This is a genomic window from Campylobacter sp. CFSAN093246 (assembly GCF_012889415.1).
Classification (GTDB): Bacteria; Campylobacterota; Campylobacteria; order Campylobacterales; family Campylobacteraceae; genus Campylobacter_D; species Campylobacter_D jejuni.
In genome coordinates this window covers 340,263-362,410 of the sequence record NZ_CP040613.1, presented here as the reverse complement: position 1 = coordinate 362,410, position 22,148 = coordinate 340,263, and the positions used below count along the sequence as shown (strand labels likewise).

General features: G+C 29.5%; 24 protein-coding genes. 15 read left to right on the top strand and 9 right to left on the bottom strand.

Annotated features, from left to right (window positions below; genetic code table 11):
• Window positions 1-564 (bottom strand): CvpA family protein, encoded by a 564-nt coding sequence (locus FBE87_RS01915; RefSeq protein ID WP_002860268.1) that lies wholly within the window; start codon window positions 562-564, stop codon window positions 1-3.
• A 67-nt stretch (window positions 565-631) separates the two neighbouring features.
• Window positions 632-916, bottom strand: coding sequence for an Asp-tRNA(Asn)/Glu-tRNA(Gln) amidotransferase subunit GatC (gene gatC, locus FBE87_RS01910; RefSeq protein WP_002860269.1), 285 nt, complete (start codon window positions 914-916; stop codon window positions 632-634).
• Between the two features lie 143 nt (window positions 917-1,059).
• On the opposite strand from gatC, the gene FBE87_RS01905 reads away from it, so the two are divergent.
• The 7 genes from FBE87_RS01905 (at window position 1,060) to FBE87_RS01875 (ending at window position 7,224) form a co-directional block, all read left to right on the top strand.
• Window positions 1,060-1,638: a hypothetical protein gene (locus FBE87_RS01905; protein WP_032580912.1), complete on the top strand. Its 579-nt coding sequence runs from the start codon at window positions 1,060-1,062 to the stop codon at window positions 1,636-1,638.
• The gene (locus FBE87_RS01900; protein WP_002902579.1) at window positions 1,635-2,633 is read left to right on the top strand and encodes a hypothetical protein; all 999 of its coding nucleotides are present in this window, start codon (window positions 1,635-1,637) and stop codon (window positions 2,631-2,633) included. The genes FBE87_RS01905 and FBE87_RS01900 overlap by 4 nt, the downstream gene beginning before the upstream one ends.
• Window positions 2,630-2,920, top strand: a complete 291-nt coding sequence (locus tag FBE87_RS01895; RefSeq protein ID WP_002859475.1) for a hypothetical protein — start codon at window positions 2,630-2,632, stop codon at window positions 2,918-2,920. The genes FBE87_RS01900 and FBE87_RS01895 overlap by 4 nt, the downstream gene beginning before the upstream one ends.
• Entirely contained in the window at window positions 2,907-3,536 is a 630-nt protein-coding gene (locus tag FBE87_RS01890) for a type III pantothenate kinase (RefSeq protein ID WP_002854234.1), read from the top strand. The genes FBE87_RS01895 and FBE87_RS01890 overlap by 14 nt, the downstream gene beginning before the upstream one ends.
• A gap of 117 nt (window positions 3,537-3,653) precedes the next feature.
• Window positions 3,654-5,000 carry an FAD-dependent oxidoreductase gene (locus FBE87_RS01885; RefSeq protein ID WP_032580913.1) on the top strand — a complete coding sequence of 449 codons (1,347 nt, stop codon included), beginning with the start codon at window positions 3,654-3,656 and terminating at the stop codon, window positions 4,998-5,000.
• A 48-nt stretch (window positions 5,001-5,048) separates the two neighbouring features.
• Entirely contained in the window at window positions 5,049-6,491 is a 1,443-nt protein-coding gene (gene pyk, locus FBE87_RS01880) for a pyruvate kinase (protein WP_100621780.1), read from the top strand.
• A gap of 97 nt (window positions 6,492-6,588) precedes the next feature.
• Complete coding sequence (locus tag FBE87_RS01875) at window positions 6,589-7,224, top strand: hypothetical protein (RefSeq protein ID WP_002860276.1); 636 nt, start codon at window positions 6,589-6,591, stop codon at window positions 7,222-7,224.
• A gap of 30 nt (window positions 7,225-7,254) precedes the next feature.
• On the opposite strand, the gene pflB is transcribed toward FBE87_RS01875, so the two are convergent.
• The 5 genes from pflB to der are packed head-to-tail and all read right to left on the bottom strand — an operon-like array spanning window position 7,255 to window position 13,795.
• Window positions 7,255-9,717, bottom strand: coding sequence for a motility protein PflB (gene pflB / locus FBE87_RS01870; RefSeq protein ID WP_002858651.1), 2,463 nt, complete (start codon window positions 9,715-9,717; stop codon window positions 7,255-7,257).
• A 9-nt stretch (window positions 9,718-9,726) separates the two neighbouring features.
• On the bottom strand, window positions 9,727-10,962 hold the full coding sequence (gene serS / locus FBE87_RS01865) for a serine--tRNA ligase (protein WP_002926917.1): 1,236 nt from the start codon (window positions 10,960-10,962) through the stop codon (window positions 9,727-9,729).
• A gap of 10 nt (window positions 10,963-10,972) precedes the next feature.
• Window positions 10,973-11,932: a tryptophan--tRNA ligase gene (gene trpS, locus FBE87_RS01860; protein ID WP_087689315.1), complete on the bottom strand. Its 960-nt coding sequence runs from the start codon at window positions 11,930-11,932 to the stop codon at window positions 10,973-10,975.
• Entirely contained in the window at window positions 11,929-12,426 is a 498-nt protein-coding gene (locus tag FBE87_RS01855; RefSeq protein ID WP_002904001.1) for a shikimate kinase, read from the bottom strand. The genes trpS and FBE87_RS01855 overlap by 4 nt, the downstream gene beginning before the upstream one ends.
• Complete coding sequence (der, locus tag FBE87_RS01850; protein WP_165433075.1) at window positions 12,413-13,795, bottom strand: ribosome biogenesis GTPase Der; 1,383 nt, start codon at window positions 13,793-13,795, stop codon at window positions 12,413-12,415. The genes FBE87_RS01855 and der overlap by 14 nt, the downstream gene beginning before the upstream one ends.
• A gap of 100 nt (window positions 13,796-13,895) precedes the next feature.
• Between der and FBE87_RS01845 the strand changes: the two genes are divergently transcribed.
• The 8 genes from FBE87_RS01845 to FBE87_RS01810 are packed head-to-tail and all read left to right on the top strand — an operon-like array spanning window position 13,896 to window position 19,638.
• Window positions 13,896-14,828, top strand: coding sequence for a DMT family transporter (locus FBE87_RS01845; RefSeq protein WP_002877515.1), 933 nt, complete (start codon window positions 13,896-13,898; stop codon window positions 14,826-14,828).
• Window positions 14,825-15,640 (top strand): 3-deoxy-8-phosphooctulonate synthase, encoded by an 816-nt coding sequence (gene kdsA / locus FBE87_RS01840; RefSeq protein WP_032593339.1) that lies wholly within the window; start codon window positions 14,825-14,827, stop codon window positions 15,638-15,640. Before FBE87_RS01845 ends, kdsA begins: the two co-directional genes overlap by 4 nt.
• Window positions 15,637-16,101: a 6,7-dimethyl-8-ribityllumazine synthase gene (gene ribE, locus FBE87_RS01835; RefSeq protein ID WP_002854278.1), complete on the top strand. Its 465-nt coding sequence runs from the start codon at window positions 15,637-15,639 to the stop codon at window positions 16,099-16,101. Before kdsA ends, ribE begins: the two co-directional genes overlap by 4 nt.
• On the top strand, window positions 16,101-16,499 hold the full coding sequence (nusB, locus tag FBE87_RS01830; protein WP_002824771.1) for a transcription antitermination factor NusB: 399 nt from the start codon (window positions 16,101-16,103) through the stop codon (window positions 16,497-16,499). Before ribE ends, nusB begins: the two co-directional genes overlap by 1 nt.
• A complete protein-coding gene (gene pyrF / locus FBE87_RS01825) occupies window positions 16,496-17,335 on the top strand; it encodes an orotidine-5'-phosphate decarboxylase (protein WP_002860283.1) in 840 nt (279 codons plus the stop codon). The genes nusB and pyrF overlap by 4 nt, the downstream gene beginning before the upstream one ends.
• Window positions 17,332-18,117 (top strand): hypothetical protein, encoded by a 786-nt coding sequence (locus tag FBE87_RS01820; protein ID WP_002873356.1) that lies wholly within the window; start codon window positions 17,332-17,334, stop codon window positions 18,115-18,117. The genes pyrF and FBE87_RS01820 overlap by 4 nt, the downstream gene beginning before the upstream one ends.
• A 55-nt stretch (window positions 18,118-18,172) precedes the next feature.
• A complete protein-coding gene (msrP, locus tag FBE87_RS01815; RefSeq protein WP_002873357.1) occupies window positions 18,173-19,066 on the top strand; it encodes a protein-methionine-sulfoxide reductase catalytic subunit MsrP in 894 nt (297 codons plus the stop codon).
• Entirely contained in the window at window positions 19,066-19,638 is a 573-nt protein-coding gene (locus tag FBE87_RS01810; protein WP_002857273.1) for a sulfite oxidase heme-binding subunit YedZ, read from the top strand. Before msrP ends, FBE87_RS01810 begins: the two co-directional genes overlap by 1 nt.
• Here FBE87_RS01810 and FBE87_RS01805 read toward each other — a convergent pair.
• Both FBE87_RS01805 and FBE87_RS01800 read right to left on the bottom strand, forming a co-directional pair.
• Window positions 19,603-21,315, bottom strand: a complete 1,713-nt coding sequence (locus FBE87_RS01805; RefSeq protein ID WP_168977215.1) for an ATP-binding protein — start codon at window positions 21,313-21,315, stop codon at window positions 19,603-19,605. The genes FBE87_RS01810 and FBE87_RS01805 overlap by 36 nt on opposite strands.
• Window positions 21,315-22,139 carry a hypothetical protein gene (locus FBE87_RS01800; RefSeq protein ID WP_002868686.1) on the bottom strand — a complete coding sequence of 275 codons (825 nt, stop codon included), beginning with the start codon at window positions 22,137-22,139 and terminating at the stop codon, window positions 21,315-21,317. The genes FBE87_RS01805 and FBE87_RS01800 overlap by 1 nt, the downstream gene beginning before the upstream one ends.
• Window positions 22,140-22,148: the final 9 nt, after the last annotated feature.

The following is a 22,148-nucleotide window of genomic DNA, read 5'->3' as shown; positions in this document are numbered from 1 at the left end:
TCACTCCCCTTTTTGAGTATTGTTTAAATCACTTACAATATCTTGCAACTTTTCATTAGCATGATCTAGACTATTTTCTGTTAAAGGTTGATTCATAATAAAAGATCCCGTTTCTTTAAGTAAATTTAAAGTATAGCTATTTTTAGCAAAATTATCTAATTTATCATTTAAAAAATCGATTCTTGCTACACAAAAAACCAAAATTGCAAAAATTAAAAAGATTTTTGCTCCACCAAATATAAAGCCACCAATACGATCTAAAAAACCTAGGCCACTTAATTTAATCAACTTAGAAAGAAAATTACCCACCAATAAACAAACTATCCAAAAAATAATTAATATGGCCAAAAATCCAGCAAATCCAGCTAAGCTTTGATTTTCTATCTTATAAAAAGCACTTTGTATAAATTCAGCTGCTTGAGTTGCATATTTTGAAGCAATAAAAACACCACCAATAATACCCAAAAGTCCAAAAATTTCTTTTATCAAACCATTGATAATACCCTTAAGCCCTAAAAGCAAGGTAAATCCTAAAATAAAAGCATCAAACCAATAAAAATTCATTTCAATCACTCTCTGATTTTTTTTGTTTTAAATTTATTCTACAAATAAGCACTAAATGCTAAGTTAATCATTCTATGATTTTAGGAACAACAAAAAAATGTTCTTGTTTTTTTGGAGCACAATCTAAAACCTCATCAATAACATTGCTATTTCTTATCTCATCAATCCTCAAAGGAGCTCCACCTTTTATAGTACTCACAGTAATCTCTTGGGAATCTAAATCAAGTTCGTTTAATTTTGCAACAAAATTCACAATTTCACTTAACTGTGCAATGGTTTCATTTCTGTTTTTTGTTATTTGTAAAGCACTTAATTTTTCAAGCTTGCTTAATAATTTCTCATCTATTTGCATTTCTTAAACCTTAATAAAAAAGTTAAAATTTTGAAAATTATATCATAAAAAGCTTTAAATTGTTTAGGATATTTTGCAATTTATATGATACAATATCATAATTTTTCTATACAAAAATAAAAATATTTTTTCAAGGATAAATTTTGGGACTAAAAGATAATTTAAAAGCTGTTAAAAATGAACTTAACACAGAAGAACAATTTATAGAAAATTTTATCAAAGGAGAGAGATTTATACGCAAGTATAAATTTTATATATCTGCTGTTGTGATAATTTTAGTTGCTTGGTTTGCTGGAAATTTTATAATCTCAAAAATAAACGATTATAAAACAAAAGAAGCAAATGAAATTTATGCCAATCTAATACAAGATCCTAGCAATAAAAATCTTTTAGAACAACTTAAAAATAAAAATACCAATCTTTACGCTATCTTTTTACTAAAAGAAAATATTAATGATTTTAATAATACAGCTCTCCAAAATGAACTAAAACAAATTTACAGTAATACTCAAACAAACACTTTACTTAAAAATATTATCGCATTATCTTTAGGGGATAAATCGATATTTTTAAAAAATTATGATAAATTATTAGAAGCTTACAAATTTTTAGAGCAAAATAAAATCGAAGAAGCTAATGTTTTACTTTCTCAGATAAAAGAAAATTCAAGTTTAAATCAAATAGCTAAAAATCTCAAACATTATCAAGGCATTACACAATGAAAAAAATATTTTTAACACTATTTTGTTTAATATTTCTATGTGCTTGTGGCACCAAAAGACAATATTTTGAACCAAAACAAACCGATGGAGATTTAAGTCATAATAGCAATTTAAAAAGTAAAATCGTTGATTGGAATCTAGTTTCTGCAAAACTTAGCAATAATACAGCTATCTTAAAAAATAATATTTCCATAGACAAGTTTAAACTTCCTAAAAATTATATGCTTCTAGCTTATCAAGATGGGGAATATTTTACTGCAGATAATAATGGAAATTTAAAAATTTTTGACAATTCTTATAATGAAATTTATAATTTTCAATTTGACGCTAGTGTTGTAGGAGTAGCTTCTAATGGAGATGATTTAGCCCTTGTACTTGCAAATAATACTATAGTTCTTGCAAATCGTTCTTTGGGTATTAAATTCAGCCAAACCCTAACCTCAGCTCCAGCTCAAGACAGTCGTACCGCTAATCCTATATTTTTAGACAATATCATCGTATATCCAACGCTAGATGGCAAAATTTTAATTCTTTCAAGAAACAATCTTCAAGTCATTAAAGACGTGGTTATTTCGGCAGAAAATTTTTTCAACAATGTAATCCATCTAAGCGTAATCGGAGATAAACTTATAGCAGCAACAGCTAAAAAAATCATTATTGTAAGCCCCGCTAGAACTCTTTATCTTGATGCTGACATAAAAGATGTTGCACTTAGCGATGATGGTATTTTTATACTAGAAAAAGATGGCACTATTATTAAAACTGATTATAACTTAAGAAAAATTGCGGAAAAAAAATTTGAATTTGCTATTTTTGTAAAAAGTAATATATACAATAATTATTTATATATTTTTGAAAAAACAGGCTATCTTATCAAAATGAATCTAAATTTAGATAATGCACAAGTATTTAAACTTTCAGAAGCTATTGATAAAATTTCTTTCATGGGGAATGGTAAATTTTACTACGGAGATAAAATTTTAGATTTGTTATGATAAAAATTTTAGAACAAACAATAAAGTCTTTAAAATTAAATTTAAAGCCCTATGACTTAAGTATGTTGACTAGAAAAAAAAGTTATATTTGTGCTAAAGATCAAAATAACATTCTTTTTATGTATACAGGAAAAACAAAATTTTTAATGAAAGATGCCTTATTTTTAGAAAATCTAGCACAGCAAATTAACATAAATAACAAATATTTTTTTAGCATGGCTTCTCTTTGCTCTAAAGCAAAAAATCATCTAGAAATGAAAGGATTTAATATCTATGTTGCTCTGTGATATTGGGAATTCAAATGCTAATTTCCTAGATGATAACAAATATTTTACTCTTAGTATAGATCAGTTTTTAGAATTTAAAAATGAACAAAAAATTTTTTATATCAATGTCAATGAACATCTCAAAGAACATTTAAAAAATCAAAAAAATTTTATCAATCTTGAACCTTATTTTTTATTTGATACAATTTATCAAGGATTAGGAATCGATCGCATAGCAGCTTGTTATACTATTGAAGATGGGGTTGTTGTAGATGCAGGTAGTGCTATTACAATTGATATTATTTCTAATTCTATACATCTTGGTGGTTTTATCTTACCAGGTATTGCAAATTATAAAAAAATTTATAGCCATATTTCACCACGATTAAAAAGTGAATTTAACACTCAAGTTAGTCTTGATGCATTCCCGCAAAAAACTATGGATGCTTTAAGTTATGGTGTTTTTAAAGGAATTTACCTACTGATAAAAGATGCCGCTCAAAATAAAAAGCTTTATTTCACTGGTGGAGATGGACAATTTTTAGCAAATTATTTCGATCACGCAATTTATGATAAACTTTTAATCTTTCGAGGAATGAAAAAGATTATAAAAGAAAATCCCAATTTACTTTATTAAAAATGTTACAAAAATTCTCATTGATATCAAACCTTAATGAAATTTAACTTTTTGTAAAACAAATTCAATTAAACTTTATTTAGAAAAAAGTTTATTAAAATAAAAAAAGGAAAAACAATGGGTCAACAAGAATTTGATGTGCTTGTCATCGGAGCTGGAATTTCGGGAGCAGCATTATTTTACGAGCTTGCAAGATATACAAATATTAAAAATATTGCTTTGATAGAAAAATATAATACAGCTGCAACATTAAATTCTAAGGGAACGAGTAATTCTCAAACCATTCATTGTGGAGATATTGAAACCAATTATACTTTAGAAAAAGCGCGAAAAGTAAAAAGAACAGCTGATATGATAGTTAAATATGGACTCATGCAAAATGCGCAAAATAATTTCATGTTTTCTCATCAAAAAATGGCTCTAGCTGTTGGAGATATAGAATGTGATTATATGAAAAAACGCTATGAAGAATTTAAAGAACTTTATCCTTATATAAAATTTTTCGATAAAGCAAAAATCAAACAAATTGAACCCAAGGTTGTTTTAGGAGAAGATTGCAATCAAGATAGACCTGAAAATATCTGTGCCATGGGTGTTGAAAGCGGCGAGGTTTTTACAACTGTAGATTTTGGGAAAATGAGTATAAATCTAATAGGACAAGCCCAAAAACAAAATAAAAATACTTTCGTTGCCTTTAATCAAGAAATTATTCACATAGAAAAAAAAGATGATATTTTTATATTAAAAACCTCAAATCATCAAGAATACCATGCCAAAAGCGTAGTTGTCAATGCTGGGGCGCACTCTTTATATTTAGCACATAAAATGAACTTAGGTATGGATAAGTCTTGTTGGCCTGTTGCAGGAAGTTTTTATTTAACCAAACAAAAACTTTTAAATGGCAAAGTTTATATGGTGCAAAATCCTAAACTTCCATTTGCAGCCCTTCATGGAGATCCTGATTTGCTTGCTGATATGAACACTCGCTTTGGACCTACTGCACTTGTTATTCCAAAACTAGAACGTTATCATGGTCTAAAATCAGTTCCAGAATTTTTTGAAGCACTAAAACTTGATAAAACTGTTTTAAAAGTAACTTTTAATATGTTTAAAGATGCAACAATTAGAAATTACATCTTTTATAATTATCTTTTTGAACTACCTTTTATTGATAAAAGCTTATTTGTTAAAGATGCCAAAAAAATAGTCCCAAGTCTTAAAGCAAGCGATATTTATTATGCGAAAGGTTTTGGAGGCGTAAGACCACAAGTTATTGATAAAACTAAAGGAGAATTAATGCTAGGTGAAGCAAGCATCACAGAAACCCCTGGTATTATTTTCAATATGACTCCAAGTCCTGGGGCAACAAGTTGTTTAGGAAATGCTGAAAGAGATGCAAAGCTTATATGTAATTACCTAGGAATGGAATTTAACGAAGATAAATTTTCTTCAGAATTATTGTAATCATTTTGTTTCTATTTTTAGCTACAATAATTTCAAAAGGAGTTTACCATGCTTAAAAAAACAAAAATTGTAGCCACAGTAGGTCCAGCAAGCGAAAAGGAAGAAATTCTACGCCAAATGATTATCAATGGTGCAAATGTTTTCCGTTTAAACTTTTCTCATGGAACACATGAGTATCATAAAAAAAACTTAGATACCATAAGAAGAGTAGCTAAAGAATTGCATACTCGTATTGGAATTTTACAAGACATTAGTGGTCCTAAAATTCGTACAGGTGAACTTAAAGAACCATTTGAATTAAAAAAGGGTGATAGACTTGATTTTTATCGTGAAACAATTTTAGGGGAGAAGATTGCTCAAAATCATTATAAAATCAGTATCAATCAAAAATCTATTTTAGATATGTTAAAAATTGATGAATATATTTATCTATATGATGGATCAATTCGTGCTAAAGTAGTAAACATAGATGATCAAAAAATTGAAACCATTATAGAAAATGATGGTTTTTTAAACTCAAATAAAGGTATTAATTTTCCGAATACTAAAATCAATATTGATGTTATTACACAAAAAGATAAAAATGATTTACTTTGGGGTATAAAAAATGAAGTAGATTTTTTAGCAATATCTTTCGTACAAAATGCGCACGATATTGATGAAGTTCGTGAAATTTTAGCACAAAATAACGCAAAAATATCTATTTTTGCAAAAATTGAAAAATTTGATGCAGTAGAAAATATTGATGAGATTATTAAATCTAGCGATGGTATAATGGTTGCAAGAGGAGACTTAGGTATTGAGGTACCTTATTATAAAGTTCCTAATATCCAAAAAGAAATTATACAAAAAGCAAACAATGCCTCTAAGCCTGTTATTACTGCGACTCAGATGCTTTTTTCATTAGCCAAAAGCAAAACCGCCACAAGAGCTGAAATTTCAGATGTTGCAAATGCTGTTTTAGATGGAACAGATGCAGTAATGCTAAGTGAAGAAAGTGCCGTTGGTATAGATCCTGCAAACGCTGTTGATATAATGTGCCAAACTATAATAGAAACAGAAAAACGCTATCCATATAACAAATTTAATGATTTTAATGATTTAGACAATACAGATAAAATCATGCGTTCTTCAGCTCATCTTGCAACAGATCTTAACGCTGATGCTATTTTTTCTTTAACAAGTAGCGGAAAATCTGCTATTAAGATTGCGAGATATCGTCCAAATATAGAAATCATAGCAGTAGGGCATTCTGAAAAAACCTTAAACTCTTTAAGTATAGTTTGGGGAGTTAATCCTGCAATCTTGGTTAACAAAAGTAATGAACTTACAGAATTATTAAAAGACTCTGTAAGATCAAGTGTTGAAAAAGGTTTTATGGATGAAGATAAATGCTATCTTCTAACTGCAGGCTTTCCAACAGGAGTAGAAGGTACTAGCAATCTTATCCGCATTCTCAATAAAGAGCAAATTGCTTATTATCTACAATAAAACATTAAATTCCTTTGAAAATAAGGAATTTAATGTCCTTATAAATTTTTTAAGTCAAAAGTCGATATAAATTAAAGCCTCACACAAAGGAGCAAATATGCAAGTGAATACTTTTTCAAATATCGCTAGCATGGCACAAACACAAGTTAGCAATAAGAAGGCAGATGATGCTAAGGAAAACACAAAAGACAAAAATGTTCAAAGTGCTAATTCTAGCAAGGATGTAGATAAAAATACCCTTGAAAAATTAAATGCACTTGGTGGAAAAGGCATTACACAAATTTACCTAGTTCAGTTTCAACAGCAAACAATGAATGCTGTAATAGGTTCGAGCAATGCCCAAACTGGACTAGATAGTCTTTTAAATGGTGCCAATTTAGATACTGCGAAATCTATACTTACAAATATTGATTTTGCATCCTTAGGCTACAGTGGCAAAAATCCACTTGATATGAATACAGATGAACTTCAACAACTTGTAAGTGAAGATGGTTTTTTTGGAGTGGAAAATACAGCCAATCGCATCGCGGATTTTGTTATTAAAGGCGGTGGCGATGATGTTGAAAAATTGAAAAAAGGTCTTGAAGGTATGAAAAAAGGATTTGAGCAAGCAGAAAAAATGTGGGGTGGAGAACTTCCTCAAATCAGTCAAGATACAATAGATGCGGCACTTAAAAAAGTTAGCGATCGCATCGATGAACTAGGCGGAAAAACTCTAGATCTTCAAGCTTAACTAAAAATGCTTAGAAATTTCTAAGCATTTTTAGTTGTTATTAATATCAAAAGTAAAAAATTCACTCTTAAAATTATTAGGTAAAGTTTTATACTGAGATATCGCAGCTTCATAGTTCTTTACTTCTTGATACAACATACCAAGAGCTGCTTTACTCTCTTTGTTATTTTTATCTGTAAGTTTAGAAAGCTGCAAAAGCGCTATAGCTGAATTTGGATTATTTGCACCTACGGCTGCTACGGCTGCTAAAAATAAAGTTTTAGTATCTTTAGCTCCATAATCATCAATCAAAGAATTATAAAGCGCATAAGCCTCCTCGTATTGCTGTGCAAAAATATCCAAATAAGCTAAAGTTTGTAAAATACCCTCATCTTTTGCTCCTGAAACATTAATCAACTCTTTAAATTTCTGTCTTTCTAAATTTAAAAGCCCTGCAATATGCATTAAATTAACATAAAATTCCCTAGCTATATTTGGCCCACCAAAAACACTACGATAATCAAGTTTTAAATTTTTAAAATGAATTTGAGCATTTTGAGCATATTCTTTAATATTTAAATTTGAATTTAAAGAATTAAAATACAAAATATTTGCCAAAATATCTTCAGGCAACTCTGAACGCAATTTAGCAATTTTCACATCTACTTGATTATTAAGATTATTATTTTTAGCAACAATAGCTTCAAAAATCAAACTCAAAGGCGTATCTTTTTTTGTTTCATCTAAATAAGGAAGCATAGAAATATAATTATTATTAACTAAAAATAACATACTTTTTTGCATATTAGCTTTAAAATTAGAATCAGCAGCTATATTATCAAGAATTTCATTGTAAAGTTTAGTTGTATCAATATCAATTAATTTTGCACAAAACATAGCAAAAGCACCTGCTAAGTAATTTTTAGGATTAAGATGATATGAACTTGAAAAATGCTTATAAGCAAGTTCATAATTTTGCATTTGGGCATAAGTTAAAGCCAAATTATAATGTAAAATACTATGTTCTGGATAATCCTTGATAAGTTTTTGAAATTCTTGGTTAGCAAGGCGTAACTTCTGATTTAATGCATAGTTAATAATATTGGCAATTTTTACATTGGTAGATGAAAGAGCCTTGCTTATATTAAGATAAATTCCCGCATCAGTACTATCATCAACGAAATCTGTAACATTAGCTTTTTTAATATATAAAGCAGCCTGCTTACTATCAAAAACCTGATAAGGTGCAAAATAAAAAAGCAAATCGAATTGATCTTTTTGTTTTTTTAGCAAATCTTTTGAAAAAGAATTTTGAGCAACTGCTATATTAAAAAGATCCTTATTTAAACGAACTTGAATTTTATAAGTATCTAAAATCTTATATCTATCTTTATCGTTATCATAAGAATTTTGCAAGCGCGCTAACATATCTTGATAATTTCCTGTTTTAATATCAACCAATGTTAAAGCCGCCAAACTCTGATTAAAATCTCTTTCAATTTTCATCGCTGTACTTAAAGCGACTTTAGCTTTAGCATATTCTCCTATTCTAGCGTATAAAAGACCTAAAGATAAACTAGATTCAAAATTGCCTTGAGAATTTAATTGCTGTATAGCCTTGGAATCAAAGTCCATTTTTGCATAAATTTTAGCAGACAAATACTTTGCAACATCAGAATACGGCTCCACATCTGTTCTTTGTAACATTTGTAAGGCCTCAGGGTAATATCCTTTGTAATAATTAATCAAGCTTAAATAATAATCATATAATTTTGATTTTCCTTCTTTTGGAAGATACACTTGAGCTAAATCAATATAATATCTAAATTTTTCCTTATCATTAAGCTTTAAAGCACAAACAGCAGCATTGATAGCAGCTACACTTTGATTTTCTCCATTGGCTATAGCTTTCTTGAAGCTTTCAAAAGCTTCTTGGAATTTATTCTCATTCATTTGAGAAACGCCTAAATTATAATTAGATAAAGATTCATTATATACGGCAACTTGCTCATAAACTTTTAAAGCCTGTTCAACCTCACCCTTTAAATATAAAGCATTTGCTTTTTGGATCATACCATCAATTCTTTGCATATCATTGTATTTATATGATTCATCAGGCATAATAACAGGTTGTTCTAAAGGCTTAGAAGCTATAATATCTGGTTTAATTTTTCCTTCACTAAAAGTTAAATAAAAAAGTGTAAAAACTAAAATACAAATAATCCCCAAAGATAAACCCACAAGAGACATAAACTTACGATCTTTATACCAAGGCGTAGGCTCTTGACTTTCAACTTCTTCAAAAGTTGATACATCTTCAGGCGCACTTTCTCTTGTAAATTTAAAACCACTTTCACTATTTTCTTGAGGTAATTCTTCTGGCAATGATGCAAATTCTTCATCTTCTGGAGCTTGCCCCTCTTGCCCTTTAAATCCCTCTAAACTCTCATCAAGTCTTGGTTGATTTAAGCCATCTTCGGGTTTTTCTAGTATTATATCTTCTTGTTCAGCCATCTATACTCTTTAAAAATATTTTTTCAAAACATCAGGAATATGAATTTTTCCTTCTTTATCTTGATAATTTTCCATAATCGCTACCAAGGTTCTTCCTACTGCCAAAGATGAGCCATTAAGAGTGTGGACGAGTTCATTTTTTCCTTGTTCGTTTTTATAGCGAATTTTAGCGCGTCTTGCTTGAAAATCACGACAATTTGAAACCGAGCTGATCTCACGATATTTATTTTGTCCTGGAAGCCACACTTCAAGATCTACAGTTTTTGCTGCACTAAAACCCAAATCTCCAGTGCAAAGCATCAAATGTCTATGCGCTAAACCTAAAGAACTCAGCAAATCACTTGCACACTCAAGCATTTCATTAAACACACTATCACTTTGCTCAGGTTTAGTGATACTTACAAGCTCTACTTTTTCAAACTGGTGTTGTCTTATAATACCCCTTGTATCACGCCCTGCACTGCCTGCTTCTTTTCTAAAACAAGCGCTATAACAAGTCATTTTTATAGGTAAAGTTTCACTCGCTAAAATTTCTCCGCTGTAAAGATTGGTTACTGGAATTTCAGAAGTTGAGATCAAATACAAATCCTCATCATCTACCTTATACATATCTTCTTTAAATTTTGGCAACTGACCCGTCCCAAACATAGTAGCACCATTTACCAAAAAAGGTACATTAACAAATTCAAATCCACGACTTCTATTAAAATCTATCATATAATTTACCAAAGCACGGCTTAATAAAGCTCCTTCATTTTTAAGCACACAAAAACGACTTTGTGAAATTTTTACCCCACGCATAAAATCAAGCCAATTTAAACTCTCGCCTAATTCAAAATGTTCTTTTGGAGTAAAATCAAAACTAGGTGGATTTAAAACTTTTTTAAGCTCCACATTTTCATTTTCGTCTTCACCCGCAGGCACACATTCATCAGGGATATTTGGGATGGCATGAGCGATTTCTTCAAGCTCATTTTCTAAAGCATTTACTTTAGTGCTTTGCTCATTAATTTTACTTTTATTTTCGCTTAATTTTGCTTTTAAACTTTCTTTATCTTCGGCTGTAGCAAGTTCTTTACTGAATTTATTTTGAAAAGCTTGAAATTCTTCTAAAGCTGTTTTTTCTTTTTTTAAACTTGCAAAAAGTTCAGCAAGTTTTTTTAAGATATTTTCATCAACTTTTTTATTTTTTAACTTTTTAGCCACTTCATCAAAATTATTTTGCAAATTTTTTAAATCTAGCATTTTCTACTCCTTAAAGTCCGATTTTTTCATAAATTTTTTGCATTTTTTCTTGGGCGATTTTTCTTGCTTTTGTCGCACCAAAATCCAAAATTTCTTTCAAATGCGAAGGCTTTTCTAAAAGCTCATTATATTTTTCTCTTGCTTCTTTAAAATAAGCATTTACAAGCTCGTTTAAATACATTTTAAAATGTCCATAACCCTCACCACCTTTTTCATAACGTATTTGCAATTCTTTTTGCCCTGATTCATCTAAAAAAAGCTTTGCGATTTTAAAAATATTGCAGTTTTCATGATCTTTTGGATCTTCTAAAGCGGTACTATCTGTAACTATGGAAGAAATTTGTTTTTTTAAGGTTTTTTCACTGCTAAAAATATCTATAGTATTTTGATAAGATTTACTCATTTTTGCTCCATCAGTACCCACAACCACAGCTACTTCTTCATTAACTCTCGCTTCTGGAAGGGTAAAAATTTCACCCCATTCATTATTAACTTTTAAAGCAATATCGCGTGCGATTTCAACATGCTGGATTTGATCTTTTCCTACAGGGACAATTCGTGTATCAAAAAGTAAAATATCTGCCGCCATTAAAACAGGATAAGAAAAAAGCCCATGTGAAGCACTAAGTCCCTTAGCAACTTTATCCTTGTAACTATGTGCACGCTCTAATAAACCCATAGGAGTAAATTGCGATAAAATCCAATAAAGCTCCATAACTTCCTTAACATCACTTTGCAACCAAAAAACGCTTTTTTGAGGATCTATACCAAGGCTTAAAAAAGCCGCAGCAGCTTTTAAGGAATTTTGTTTAAGTTTTTCTCCATCTTGAGAAGAAGTCATGGCATGATAATTAGCAATAAACATAAACATTTGGCTTTTTTCTTGTGCATCTACCATTTGCTTAATCGCACCAAAATAATTACCTATATGCAAATCGCCACTTGGCTGAAGGCCTGTTAATACTCTCATTTTATCACCTTTTTAATCTCGCTTAAAAGCTCATCTATATTTTTATTTTCTATATTTAAAATAAAATTTGCCTTTTGTTCATACTTGCTTAAACGCTCATTATATAATTTTTTTGCTTTAATTTCATCATAAAATAAAGGTCTTTTAGAAATTTCATCTTTGTCTAAACGCTTTTTTAAATATTCAAAATCTGCTTTTAAATAAATACAAAAACCTGCTTTTTCTAAATTTGAAACATTAACAAAACCCCCACCTGTAGCAATACAAGCTTTCTCACAAGAACTAAAAAAATCAGCCATTTTTTGCTCTTGTTCTCTAAAAAAATTTTCCCTTTTTTGTTCAAAAATTTCACTGACTTTTTGATTAAATTTTTGTTCTATTAAAAAATCACTATCTAAAAAAACAAGATCTAAATCCTTAGCTAAAGCTCTTGCTAAAGTGCTTTTTCCAGAACCCATAAATCCTATAAAAACGATATTTTTAGCTTTCATCATTTTCTTTACTGCCCTTTTTACGCGAAGCAATCACTAAAGGCACACCTTCAAAATTAAATTCTTTTCTGATTTGATTTTGTAAATAACGCTTATAGCTAAAATGCAAGGCCTTAGGACGATTCATAATAAGTGCAATTTTTGGCGGTGCTAAGTCATATTGTACTGCATAATAAATTTTAACCAATTTCCCATAATCATGCGGCAAAGGATGTGCTCTTGTGGCATTTTCTATCAAGGTATTAAGCTTAGAAGTTTGGATTTTTTGAGTGAAATTTTCAAAAATTTGCAAAATTTTATCGAGTAAAACATGCACCCTTTTTCCACTTAAAGCTGATACGCTAATCACGGGTGCGTAAGCTAGAAATTTAAAACGATCAAGACGCAATTCTTTTACAGTCTTATCAAAATCCATCTCACTTTTATCCCATTTATTTAAAACAATAATCACACCCAAATAATGCTTAGCCACAAGCCCAGCAATGCGTTCATCAAGCTCGTTAAAGCCCTCATGCGCATCTAAAACCAAAAGTGCTATTTGAGAATGAGATAAAATTTTTTCCGTGCGATTTAGGGCAAAGCGTTCGAGTCCTTGAATTTTACCCCTTTTTCTAATACCTGCAGTATCAACAAATTCTATCACTTTATCTTTATGAACTACACTTTCATTAACAGGATCTATAGTAGTTCCTGCAATAGAACTTACAACACTGCGTTCTTGCTTAACCAAAGCGTTTAAAAGACTTGATTTTCCAACATTTACACGCCCTACAATACCCACTCTGATATGATTTTGATCGACTTCTTTAAATTGAAATTCTTTTCCTTCTTCATAATGCTCTAAAAAATCTTCTAAATTTTCTTCTTCATCGGGGATTAAAAACTCTTCATATAAAAATTTTTCAAGCCATTCATAAAGTTCATCTAAGCCTACATTATGGGTTACTGAAAGATTAAAGATTTCCTTTACGCCAAAATTTGCAAACTCCCAAGCCCTTTCTTCGTCTTTTTTATTATCTACTTTATTAACCACTAAGGCTATAGGTTTTCCAAGTTTTTTTAAAGAATAAAAAAACTGTTTATCCTCATCATCAGGCGCTAATTTCCCATCAACTAGATAAAGTATGATATCGCTTTCTTTGGCTACTTTTAAAGTGTTTTTTTTCACATTTTTAAAAAGTTCATCACTTTCATCAAGCCCTCCACTATCAATAAGCATGGCTTTTTTTGAATTAATATGAATTTCTGTTTTATTTGTATCTCTAGTTGTACCTGAAATATCACTTGTAATAGCTATTCTTTGTCTTGCCATTCTATTAAAAAGGCTTGATTTACCAACATTTGGCTTGCCTATAAGTATGATGCTTTGCATTTTTTTCCTAGAAAATTATATTTTTAAAATTATATAAAATTTGGCTTAATATTAAGCAAAAAAAGACTAGAATTAACCCAGATTTTAGTCAAGGAAAAAAATGCTAAAAGTAATCAAGCATAATTTAGGAATTTATTTCATGATTTTAGCATGTTTGGATTTTGCACTTATGGGAGCTTGTGCAAAAATTCTTAGCAAGGAAATGAGTTCTATAGAAATTATGTTTTTTAGAAATATCATAGGAATTTTTTTCATAGTCTATCTTTTAAAACGATCTAAGGCGCATAAAGAAGGGGGACATTTTTGGCTCTTGGTATTTCGTGGAGTAGTAGGCACGCTTTCATTATATATGTTTTTCTATAATGTTTCAAATATTACACTAGGCGGAGCTTTTGCTTTTCAAAAAACTGCTCCTATTTTTATTACTTTAATAGCTTTTGTTGTTTTTAAAGAAAATATTGGCATCAAAGGCTGGATAGGAATTTTAATAGCATTTGGTGGAGTGCTTTTAATCGCTCAGCCTTGGGCTCATAATTTAAATCATTCAGGCTTTGATTTAAAAAATTCAGTTATAGGTATCACGAGTGGATTTTTAGCCGCTTTAGCTCTTACAAGTGTAAGAGAACTTAGAAAATCTTACACTACAGAACAAATTGCCTTTTCTTTTATCCTTTTAGGAACCTTAATGCCTTTAATTTCTATGATCAGTGCTGAATTTTTTGAACCACAGCATCTTGATTCTTTACATTTAGATTTCATTCTAGCACCTTTTGTGATGCCAAGTCTTACAGCTTGGCTTATCATTGCCATTATGGGAACTTTAGGCACCATTTATCAAATTCATGTCACTAAAGCTTATGGTATCGCTAAACAAGCAGGAGTGGTTGCCGGAGTTAGTTATCTTGATGTAGTATTTAGTATGATAGTTGGGATAATTTTGGGAGATAATTTACCAAGTACTATGGTTTTTTTAGGTATAATAGGCATTATTTTTGGTGGATTAATTTTAGTTAAGAACAAAGGAAAAAAATGAAAAAAATGATACTCATTGCTGGTCCTTGCGTGATAGAAAGCAAAGATTTGATTTTTAAAGTTGCTGAACAGTTAAAAAATTTTAATGAAAATCCAAATATAGAATTTTATTTCAAATCAAGTTTTGATAAGGCCAATCGCACAAGTATTAATTCTTTTCGAGGTCCTGGTCTTGAAGAAGGATTAAAAATTTTACAAAGCGTAAAAGATGAATTTGGTATGAAAATCTTAACCGATATACACGAAAGCAATCAAGCAAACCCTGTAAGTGAAGTAGCTGATGTCTTGCAAATTCCTGCTTTTTTATGTCGTCAAACCGATTTACTTGTAGCCGCAGCAAAAACTAAGGCAAAAGTTAATATCAAAAAAGGACAATTTTTAAACCCAAGCGATATCAAATACAGCGTTAAAAAAGTTCTACAAACCCGTGGTATAGAAGATGAAGGCTATGAAGCTGCTCAAAAAAATAGTGTTTTTGTAGCTGAAAGAGGAGCTAGCTTTGGCTATGGAAATTTAGTAGTAGATATGCGTTCTTTAGTTATCATGCGTGAATTTGCTCCAGTTATTTTTGATGCTACCCATAGCGTACAAATGCCAGGGGCTGCAGGTGGAAGCAGCGGAGGGAAAAGCGAATTTGTAGAACCTTTAGCAAGAGCGGCAGCAGCCGTAGGCATAGATGGCTTTTTCTTTGAAACACATATTAATCCTTGCGAGGCTTTATGCGATGGACCCAATATGCTTAATCTTACACGCCTTAAAAATTGCGTTAATACATTACTAGAAATACAAAATATCATAAAGGAAAACAAATGAATATTATTGAAGGAAAATTAAATTTAGACTCAAATACAAAAATTGCTATCATTAATGCAAGATTTAATCATATCATCACAGATCGCCTTGTAGAAGGAGCAAAAGATGCTTTTTTAAGACACGGAGGCAAAGAGGAAAATCTAAGCCTTATACTTGTTCCTGGTGCTTTTGAACTTCCGTATGCGTTAAAAAAAGCTATAGAAAGCAAAAAATTTGATGCAATTTGTTGCGTAGGTGCAGTAATTCGTGGCTCAACTCCGCATTTTGACTATGTTTCAGCAGAAACCACCAAAGGCATAGCCAATGTGAGTTTAAATCATAATATCCCTGTAAGCTTTGGTGTTTTAACTACAGACACAATAGAACAAGCCATAGAAAGAGCTGGAAGCAAGGCAGGCAATAAAGGCTTTGAAGCTATGACAACTGTAATCGAGATGTTAAATTTAAGCAAGGAGCTTTAATGGCAACGCGTCATCAAGTTCGCCAAAGCGTCATCTCCTTACTTTATGCTTTTGAATTAAATTCTCAAAACAACGTTTTTGTAGATGAAATTTTAGATGAAAAAAAAATACGCAATGAACAAAAAAATTTTACTTTAAATTTATATAATGGAATTTTAGATAATTTAAACAATATTGATGAAACCTTAAATTCATTTCTAAATGATAATCAAATTACAGCTTTAGGACATGTAGAAAGAGCTATACTAAGACTTGGAGCTTATGAGTTACTTTTTACCGATACTCCTAGCGCCATTGTCATCAATGAGGCTATAGAACTTGCTAAAGAACTTGCTAATGACAATTCTCCAAAATTTATAAATGGAGTTTTAGATGCCTTAATAAAGGCTAAAAAATGAAGCTTTGTGTCGCACTTGATCTTTCTACAAAAGAAGAATGCTTACAACTTGCCAAAGAATTAAAAAATTTAGACATATGGTTAAAAGTAGGTTTAAGAGCATATTTAAGAGATGGTTTTAAATTCATAGAAGAACTTAAAAAAGTTGATGATTTTAAAATATTTCTTGATCTTAAAATTCATGATATTCCCAACACTATGGCAGATGCTTGCGAAGAAGTATCAAAACTTGGTGTTGATATGATCAATATCCACGCAAGTGCTGGAAAAATAGCTATACAAGAAGTTATGACACGGCTTAGCAAATTTTCAAAAAGACCTTTGGTTTTAGCAGTTTCTGCTCTTACGAGTTTTGATGAAGAAAATTTCTTTAGTATTTATAGACAAAAAATTGAAGAAGCTGTAATTAATTTTTCAAAAATTTCCTATGAAAATGGACTTGATGGTATGGTATGTTCGGTTTTTGAAAGCAAAAAAATTAAAGAGCACACAAGTTCAAATTTCTTAACCCTCACTCCTGGAATTCGTCCTTTTGGAGAAACAAGTGATGATCAAAAACGTGTTGCTAATCTTGCAATGGCTAGAGAAAATTTGAGTGATTATATCGTTGTGGGAAGGCCTATATATAAAAATGAAAATCCTAGGGCTGTATGTGAAAAAATTTTAAACAAAATACACAGAAAAAATATAAGCGAAAACGATATAGAGCAAAACTATGAAGTAATTCAGCAAAAAGAATGGGATATGTGTAATCACTTTGAAGAATGGATTAAAACTCAGCCTGATAAAGAACATGCTTTAAAAGAATTTTATGCTAAGTGTGGGATAAAATATTGAATTATCAACAATTAGAATGCGATTACTTTAATCTTTACAATCAGTTTCTTAGCGTGGATTTTCAAATTTCATTATTTGAAAAAGATCATAAAGGTTTAATTAAAGATTTTATATTTTTTTATTATCAAATTTTAAAACAAAAAGACTTGAGCTACTTGCTTGAGGTAAGAAATAAAATTTCCCTGAAAGTTTATAATTATATGCAAGAGCACTCCACTTCTCCAAAAGATTTAAGTCTTATTTGTCTAAGAGAAAATAAACATATTGAATTTTTTCAAATATTTTACAAGGCTCTCGCTTATTTTGTAGCCTTTAGAAAAAAACTTGATGGAGAACAAAAAATTAAAAATTTGATTTCAAATATCAATGACTGTTTTGGCTATCATTTCTTGAATTCTGACTTTAACAATCTTCAAAATTTTCAAAAAAGCGATTTGTTCACCTTACCTGAAAAACATCTTAAATATTTTCACTTCGCCATGATTCATCTTTGTTTCATGGTTTTAAATCCTTTAAATTTTAAAGACTCTAATCGGCATCTTGATAAAGCGATTAATTATCTTATCGATGGAACTTTTGAAATTTATGAGCTCATCTTTAAAGAATATTTTTTATTGTTTTCAAAAGATAAAGAGCTCAAGGATGAACTTAGAAAATTAAAAAAATTAGAATTTAAAATTCTAATGCAAGAAACTTCAAAAATTAAACTACTTAATCATTATAAAGAATTTTGCGAAGAAATATTCTACAATATAGAACTTGAAAAAATCACACAAAATTAATCCTGTATTAACATTGTTATAGTTTAATAATAAAAATTTTTAATAAGGAAAAATTATGATTATAACTCCTGAGAATTTATATAAAAAAAGAAGAGATTTTTTAAAACTTGGAGCGGGTGCTTTAATAAGTTCAAGCGTGCTTGCTTCTAAACTATCTGCTTTAAATTTCACAAGCGATACTAATCCAAACAAACTTGAAATCAGCGATGAAGAACTGGCTACAAATTATGTCAATTTTTATGAATTTTCAACAGATAAAAGAAAGGCTGTATCATTGGCACAAAATTTCAATACTCAAAATTGGAAAATCGATATCAGTGGAGAAATAGAAAAACCTTTAACTTTAAGCATGGAAGATATTTTAAAATTTCCACTAGAAGAAAGAATTTATCGTTTTCGCTGTGTTGAAACTTGGTCTATGGTGGTACCTTGGGTAGGCTTTGAATTGCGTCGTTTGATTGAAATGGCAAAACCTACAAGCGATGCAAAATTTGTTAAATTCACCACTCTTTTAGATAAGAGTCAATTTCCCGATCAAGACGCTTTATTTCCAACTATAGACTATCCTTATGTAGAAGGACTTCGCATGGATGAAGCTATGCATCCTCTTACCTTGCTTGCAGTAGGAATGTATAAAAAAGCCTTAAAGCCTCAAAATGGCGCTCCAATACGCCTTGTTGTTCCTTGGAAATATGGCTTTAAAAGTATTAAATCCATAGTTAAAATAGAATTTACCAAAGAACAGCCTAAATCCACTTGGGAAAGTTACGCTCCAAGTGAATATGGTTTTTATGCTAATGTCAATCCTAATGTTTCTCATCCTAGATGGTCTCAAGCTAACGAGAGGGCTTTAGGAGACTTCTTTACCAAACCTACTTTAATGTTTAATGGATATGAAAAAGAAGTGGCAAGTTTATATAAAAACATGGACTTGAAAGTGAATTTTTAATGCAGACAAAATACTTTAAATTTCTTGCTTATTTTAGCTTTATCATAAGTTTAATTTATGGCTTTTATCATATCATAAAAGCCTTTGATTTTGTAAAAGAAGCCTATATTTACACTGGAATATTTGCTTTAATCTTTTTAAATTTAAGTCTTTTATTTTCTTTACTTAAATTTAAAAAAACAAAAAATTATCCTAAAATTTTAGGTATTTTTGCAGCTTTTTGGGCGATTTTGCACTTTTTAAATTATTTTATTTTTGATAGAAATGCTCAAATTTTAAGGCTTTTCGATGATATTTCACATCGTTTATTAGAAGCAAGTGGATTTATCGCATTTTTAATCATATTTTTAATGCTTTTAAGTTCTTTTAAAATCTTTAAAAAACTTAGTAAAATCAGAAAACTAGGATATTTATGCTTAGTTTTGGCAAGTTATCATTATTTTTTAACCCCAAAAATTCCTATGTTTTGGGAATGGAGTGCTTTAATTATAGCTTTGTTTTATTTTATAGTTCGCTATACAAAAACATTAAAAAAGTTAAAATCCAACAATCTTACTTTTATCAAAACTTGAATTTAATTCTTTTTGTATGCTTTCTATAAAATCTTGCATTTTAAAAACCCCATCTTTTGATACAGCTACTTTCAAAGCTGTATTCTTCACCACCATTAAAATTTGTGCTCCACTTAATTCATATTTTGATAAAATATTTATATCAAAATCTTTTTCAAATAATGCTTTTTTAGGTAGAAATTTTTCCCAAATTTTAAGCCTATCTTTAAAATCAGGTTTTTTAAATTCTATCTTATAATCAAATCTTCTTGAAAATGCACTATCTAAGCTTTCTAAAAAATTTGTCGTAGCGATAATCACACCACTAAAACGCTCAATTTGCTCTAAGAATATATTTTGCATTTGATTATGCATTTTATCGCTACCACTACTTCCATCTACACGCGTACTTAAAAACTGATCAGCTTCATTGAGAAGTAAAATAGGACTTTGTTTACAAGTTTGCACGATATTTTTATAAGTATCAAAAATTTTTCTTACATTTTGCTCACTCTCTCCAACCCATTTGCTCAAAATTTTAGAACAGTCAAAACTAAGAACAGATTTTTTCATTGATTTAGCCATAGCTAAAGCTGACATAGTTTTTCCAGTACCAGCAGGACCATAAAAAATAATTTTAGCTTCTATATTTTTATTACTCTTTATACCCCAAGAATGAAGTCTTTCTAGGACTTTTTTATCTTGTTGTTTTAAAATATTTTCTAAAAGCTCTTTTGTATTTTCAGGCATAATAATATCATTGATGTCAGTGCTTGGTTCTATAAGCTCGAAAATATCTTGATCTTTTAAAACACTTTCAATTTTGATTTTTTTACTTTGTTTTGGTTCAAAATTTATAATTCTTTGTAAAATTTCATCGATAATAAAAAAACTTTTAGAAATATCTCCAAAAGCATTTAAATATTCATCATACTCGATTAAGTTTAAAAGAGGAGCATTTTCTTGTAATAGTTTTTTATTTTTATGCCTTTCTAAATCATTTTCACTGATTAAAGAAAGTAAAGAATTCATTTCTCTAGAAATCGAACTTTCATTACTTAAGGCGTATTCTTCTTTTAAAAGTGCTAGAAAAATAATTTGTTCTTTATGTTCAAGATTGTATTCTTTAAAAATATCAGCCAATACATTATAAAATTTACTTTTTTTTAGTCTTTCTTTGATATGTTTTTCATAAAGTTTAATTTGATTTTTTATTTCACTATTATAAGCACTTTTTTGTATAAAACTTAATCTTTCGTATAATTGAATACGCGCAAATTCATCTTTTAAATATTCTAAATAATCTGCATAAGCCTCTTGTTTCTCAAAATTTAAACGAGGTTTTGCTTCTAAAAATTCTAAAAAATATTCACTTAGACTAAGCTCACTTTGCAATAAGGCAAGAGTTAATGTTTGAGTTTTATTATTTTCTAAACTTTTAAAAAAACTCGAATTTTGATTTACAAAACCTCTTTCGATAAGTTTTTTTAAATCCTCCAAAGCATCAAGATAAAGATACTTATCATTTCCAAAAATTGTCGATAATAAAGTAAAGGCATTGATAGAAGAAATAGAAACGACATAATTTCTACAAAGCTCCCTAAGAATCAAAGCCTCATTTTTAGCACACTTAAGCTCTTTATAAATTTGAGTATCTTCTATATTTTTCAAAATTAAAAAATTTTTTAATTTTTCCATTATTTTTTAAATTCCTTAAGCTCATCTTCGTTAAATTCTACGCAAATATTTTCATCTAAAAAATGACCTTCAAAAGGTAGATAACAAATTTTTAGTTTTCCATTATTAAGCAAAAAATTATTATTAAATTGTAAATTTTGCAGATCTTCAAAACACTCATCACATGTATTTTTAAGCTTCTCATGTAAAAGATTTTGAAATTTTTGATTTTTAGTATTATACAAATCATTTAGTTTTACAAATGCGTGAGCATTAATATCATAAACAAAATTATTTAACTCTAAAATAGCACGGCTCATACCATCTTCATAAAAATAATACCATTCTTCAAAACTAATTTTTCCATCTTGTAAAAAAATAGGCTTTTGGCGAATTTGTTCAAAACTAAATACACTCTTATGAACAGGATGAAATTCTTTAAAATCATCATTAAAACCTATAAAATCAAGACTACGCTTTATACGAATGCCATCTTGCGTTTCAACAAGTTCTAAAGTAGTTGTTCCTAAATTTTCTCCTTGAAAATTTTTATTATCATATGTAAGCATTTTAGAAGAATTGATTTTATATTTTTTACGCTCATCCTGCCAAAAATCATTTGTCTTAACGAGCGGAATCTCTAAATTTCCATTTATATCATCAATAATTAAAAAACTAGAACTTGTTTGATTTTTATCCCTGTCAAAAAGTGGAGTCATAGGCGCATTATCATAAACTATGGCAAAAATTTCTTTATCCTGCAAATGATAAAAATACAATTCACCTTTATAAACTTGCGCTAAAGCTAGATTTACAAAGCAAAATACCAGTAAAAAAAATTTCAAACTCTATCC

Bases quoted from the DNA above. Each gene is read 5' to 3' on its own strand.
- FBE87_RS01915 (WP_002860268.1), bottom strand. From the start codon at position 564: ATGAATTTTTATTGGTTTGATGCTTTTATTTTAGGATTTACCTTGCTT.
- gatC (WP_002860269.1), bottom strand. From the start codon at position 916: ATGCAAATAGATGAGAAATTATTAAGCAAGCTTGAAAAATTAAGTGCT.
- FBE87_RS01900 (WP_002902579.1), top strand. From the start codon at position 1,635: ATGAAAAAAATATTTTTAACACTATTTTGTTTAATATTTCTATGTGCT.
- FBE87_RS01895 (WP_002859475.1), top strand. From the start codon at position 2,630: ATGATAAAAATTTTAGAACAAACAATAAAGTCTTTAAAATTAAATTTA.
- FBE87_RS01890 (WP_002854234.1), top strand. From the start codon at position 2,907: ATGTTGCTCTGTGATATTGGGAATTCAAATGCTAATTTCCTAGATGAT.
- FBE87_RS01885 (WP_032580913.1), top strand. From the start codon at position 3,654: ATGGGTCAACAAGAATTTGATGTGCTTGTCATCGGAGCTGGAATTTCG.
- pyk (WP_100621780.1), top strand. From the start codon at position 5,049: ATGCTTAAAAAAACAAAAATTGTAGCCACAGTAGGTCCAGCAAGCGAA.
- FBE87_RS01875 (WP_002860276.1), top strand. From the start codon at position 6,589: ATGCAAGTGAATACTTTTTCAAATATCGCTAGCATGGCACAAACACAA.
- pflB (WP_002858651.1), bottom strand. From the start codon at position 9,717: ATGGCTGAACAAGAAGATATAATACTAGAAAAACCCGAAGATGGCTTA.
- serS (WP_002926917.1), bottom strand. From the start codon at position 10,962: ATGCTAGATTTAAAAAATTTGCAAAATAATTTTGATGAAGTGGCTAAA.
- trpS (WP_087689315.1), bottom strand. From the start codon at position 11,932: ATGAGAGTATTAACAGGCCTTCAGCCAAGTGGCGATTTGCATATAGGT.
- FBE87_RS01855 (WP_002904001.1), bottom strand. From the start codon at position 12,426: ATGATGAAAGCTAAAAATATCGTTTTTATAGGATTTATGGGTTCTGGA.
- der (WP_165433075.1), bottom strand. From the start codon at position 13,795: ATGCAAAGCATCATACTTATAGGCAAGCCAAATGTTGGTAAATCAAGC.
- FBE87_RS01845 (WP_002877515.1), top strand. From the start codon at position 13,896: ATGCTAAAAGTAATCAAGCATAATTTAGGAATTTATTTCATGATTTTA.
- kdsA (WP_032593339.1), top strand. From the start codon at position 14,825: ATGAAAAAAATGATACTCATTGCTGGTCCTTGCGTGATAGAAAGCAAA.
- ribE (WP_002854278.1), top strand. From the start codon at position 15,637: ATGAATATTATTGAAGGAAAATTAAATTTAGACTCAAATACAAAAATT.
- nusB (WP_002824771.1), top strand. From the start codon at position 16,101: ATGGCAACGCGTCATCAAGTTCGCCAAAGCGTCATCTCCTTACTTTAT.
- pyrF (WP_002860283.1), top strand. From the start codon at position 16,496: ATGAAGCTTTGTGTCGCACTTGATCTTTCTACAAAAGAAGAATGCTTA.
- msrP (WP_002873357.1), top strand. From the start codon at position 18,173: ATGATTATAACTCCTGAGAATTTATATAAAAAAAGAAGAGATTTTTTA.
- FBE87_RS01810 (WP_002857273.1), top strand. From the start codon at position 19,066: ATGCAGACAAAATACTTTAAATTTCTTGCTTATTTTAGCTTTATCATA.
- FBE87_RS01805 (WP_168977215.1), bottom strand. From the start codon at position 21,315: ATGGAAAAATTAAAAAATTTTTTAATTTTGAAAAATATAGAAGATACT.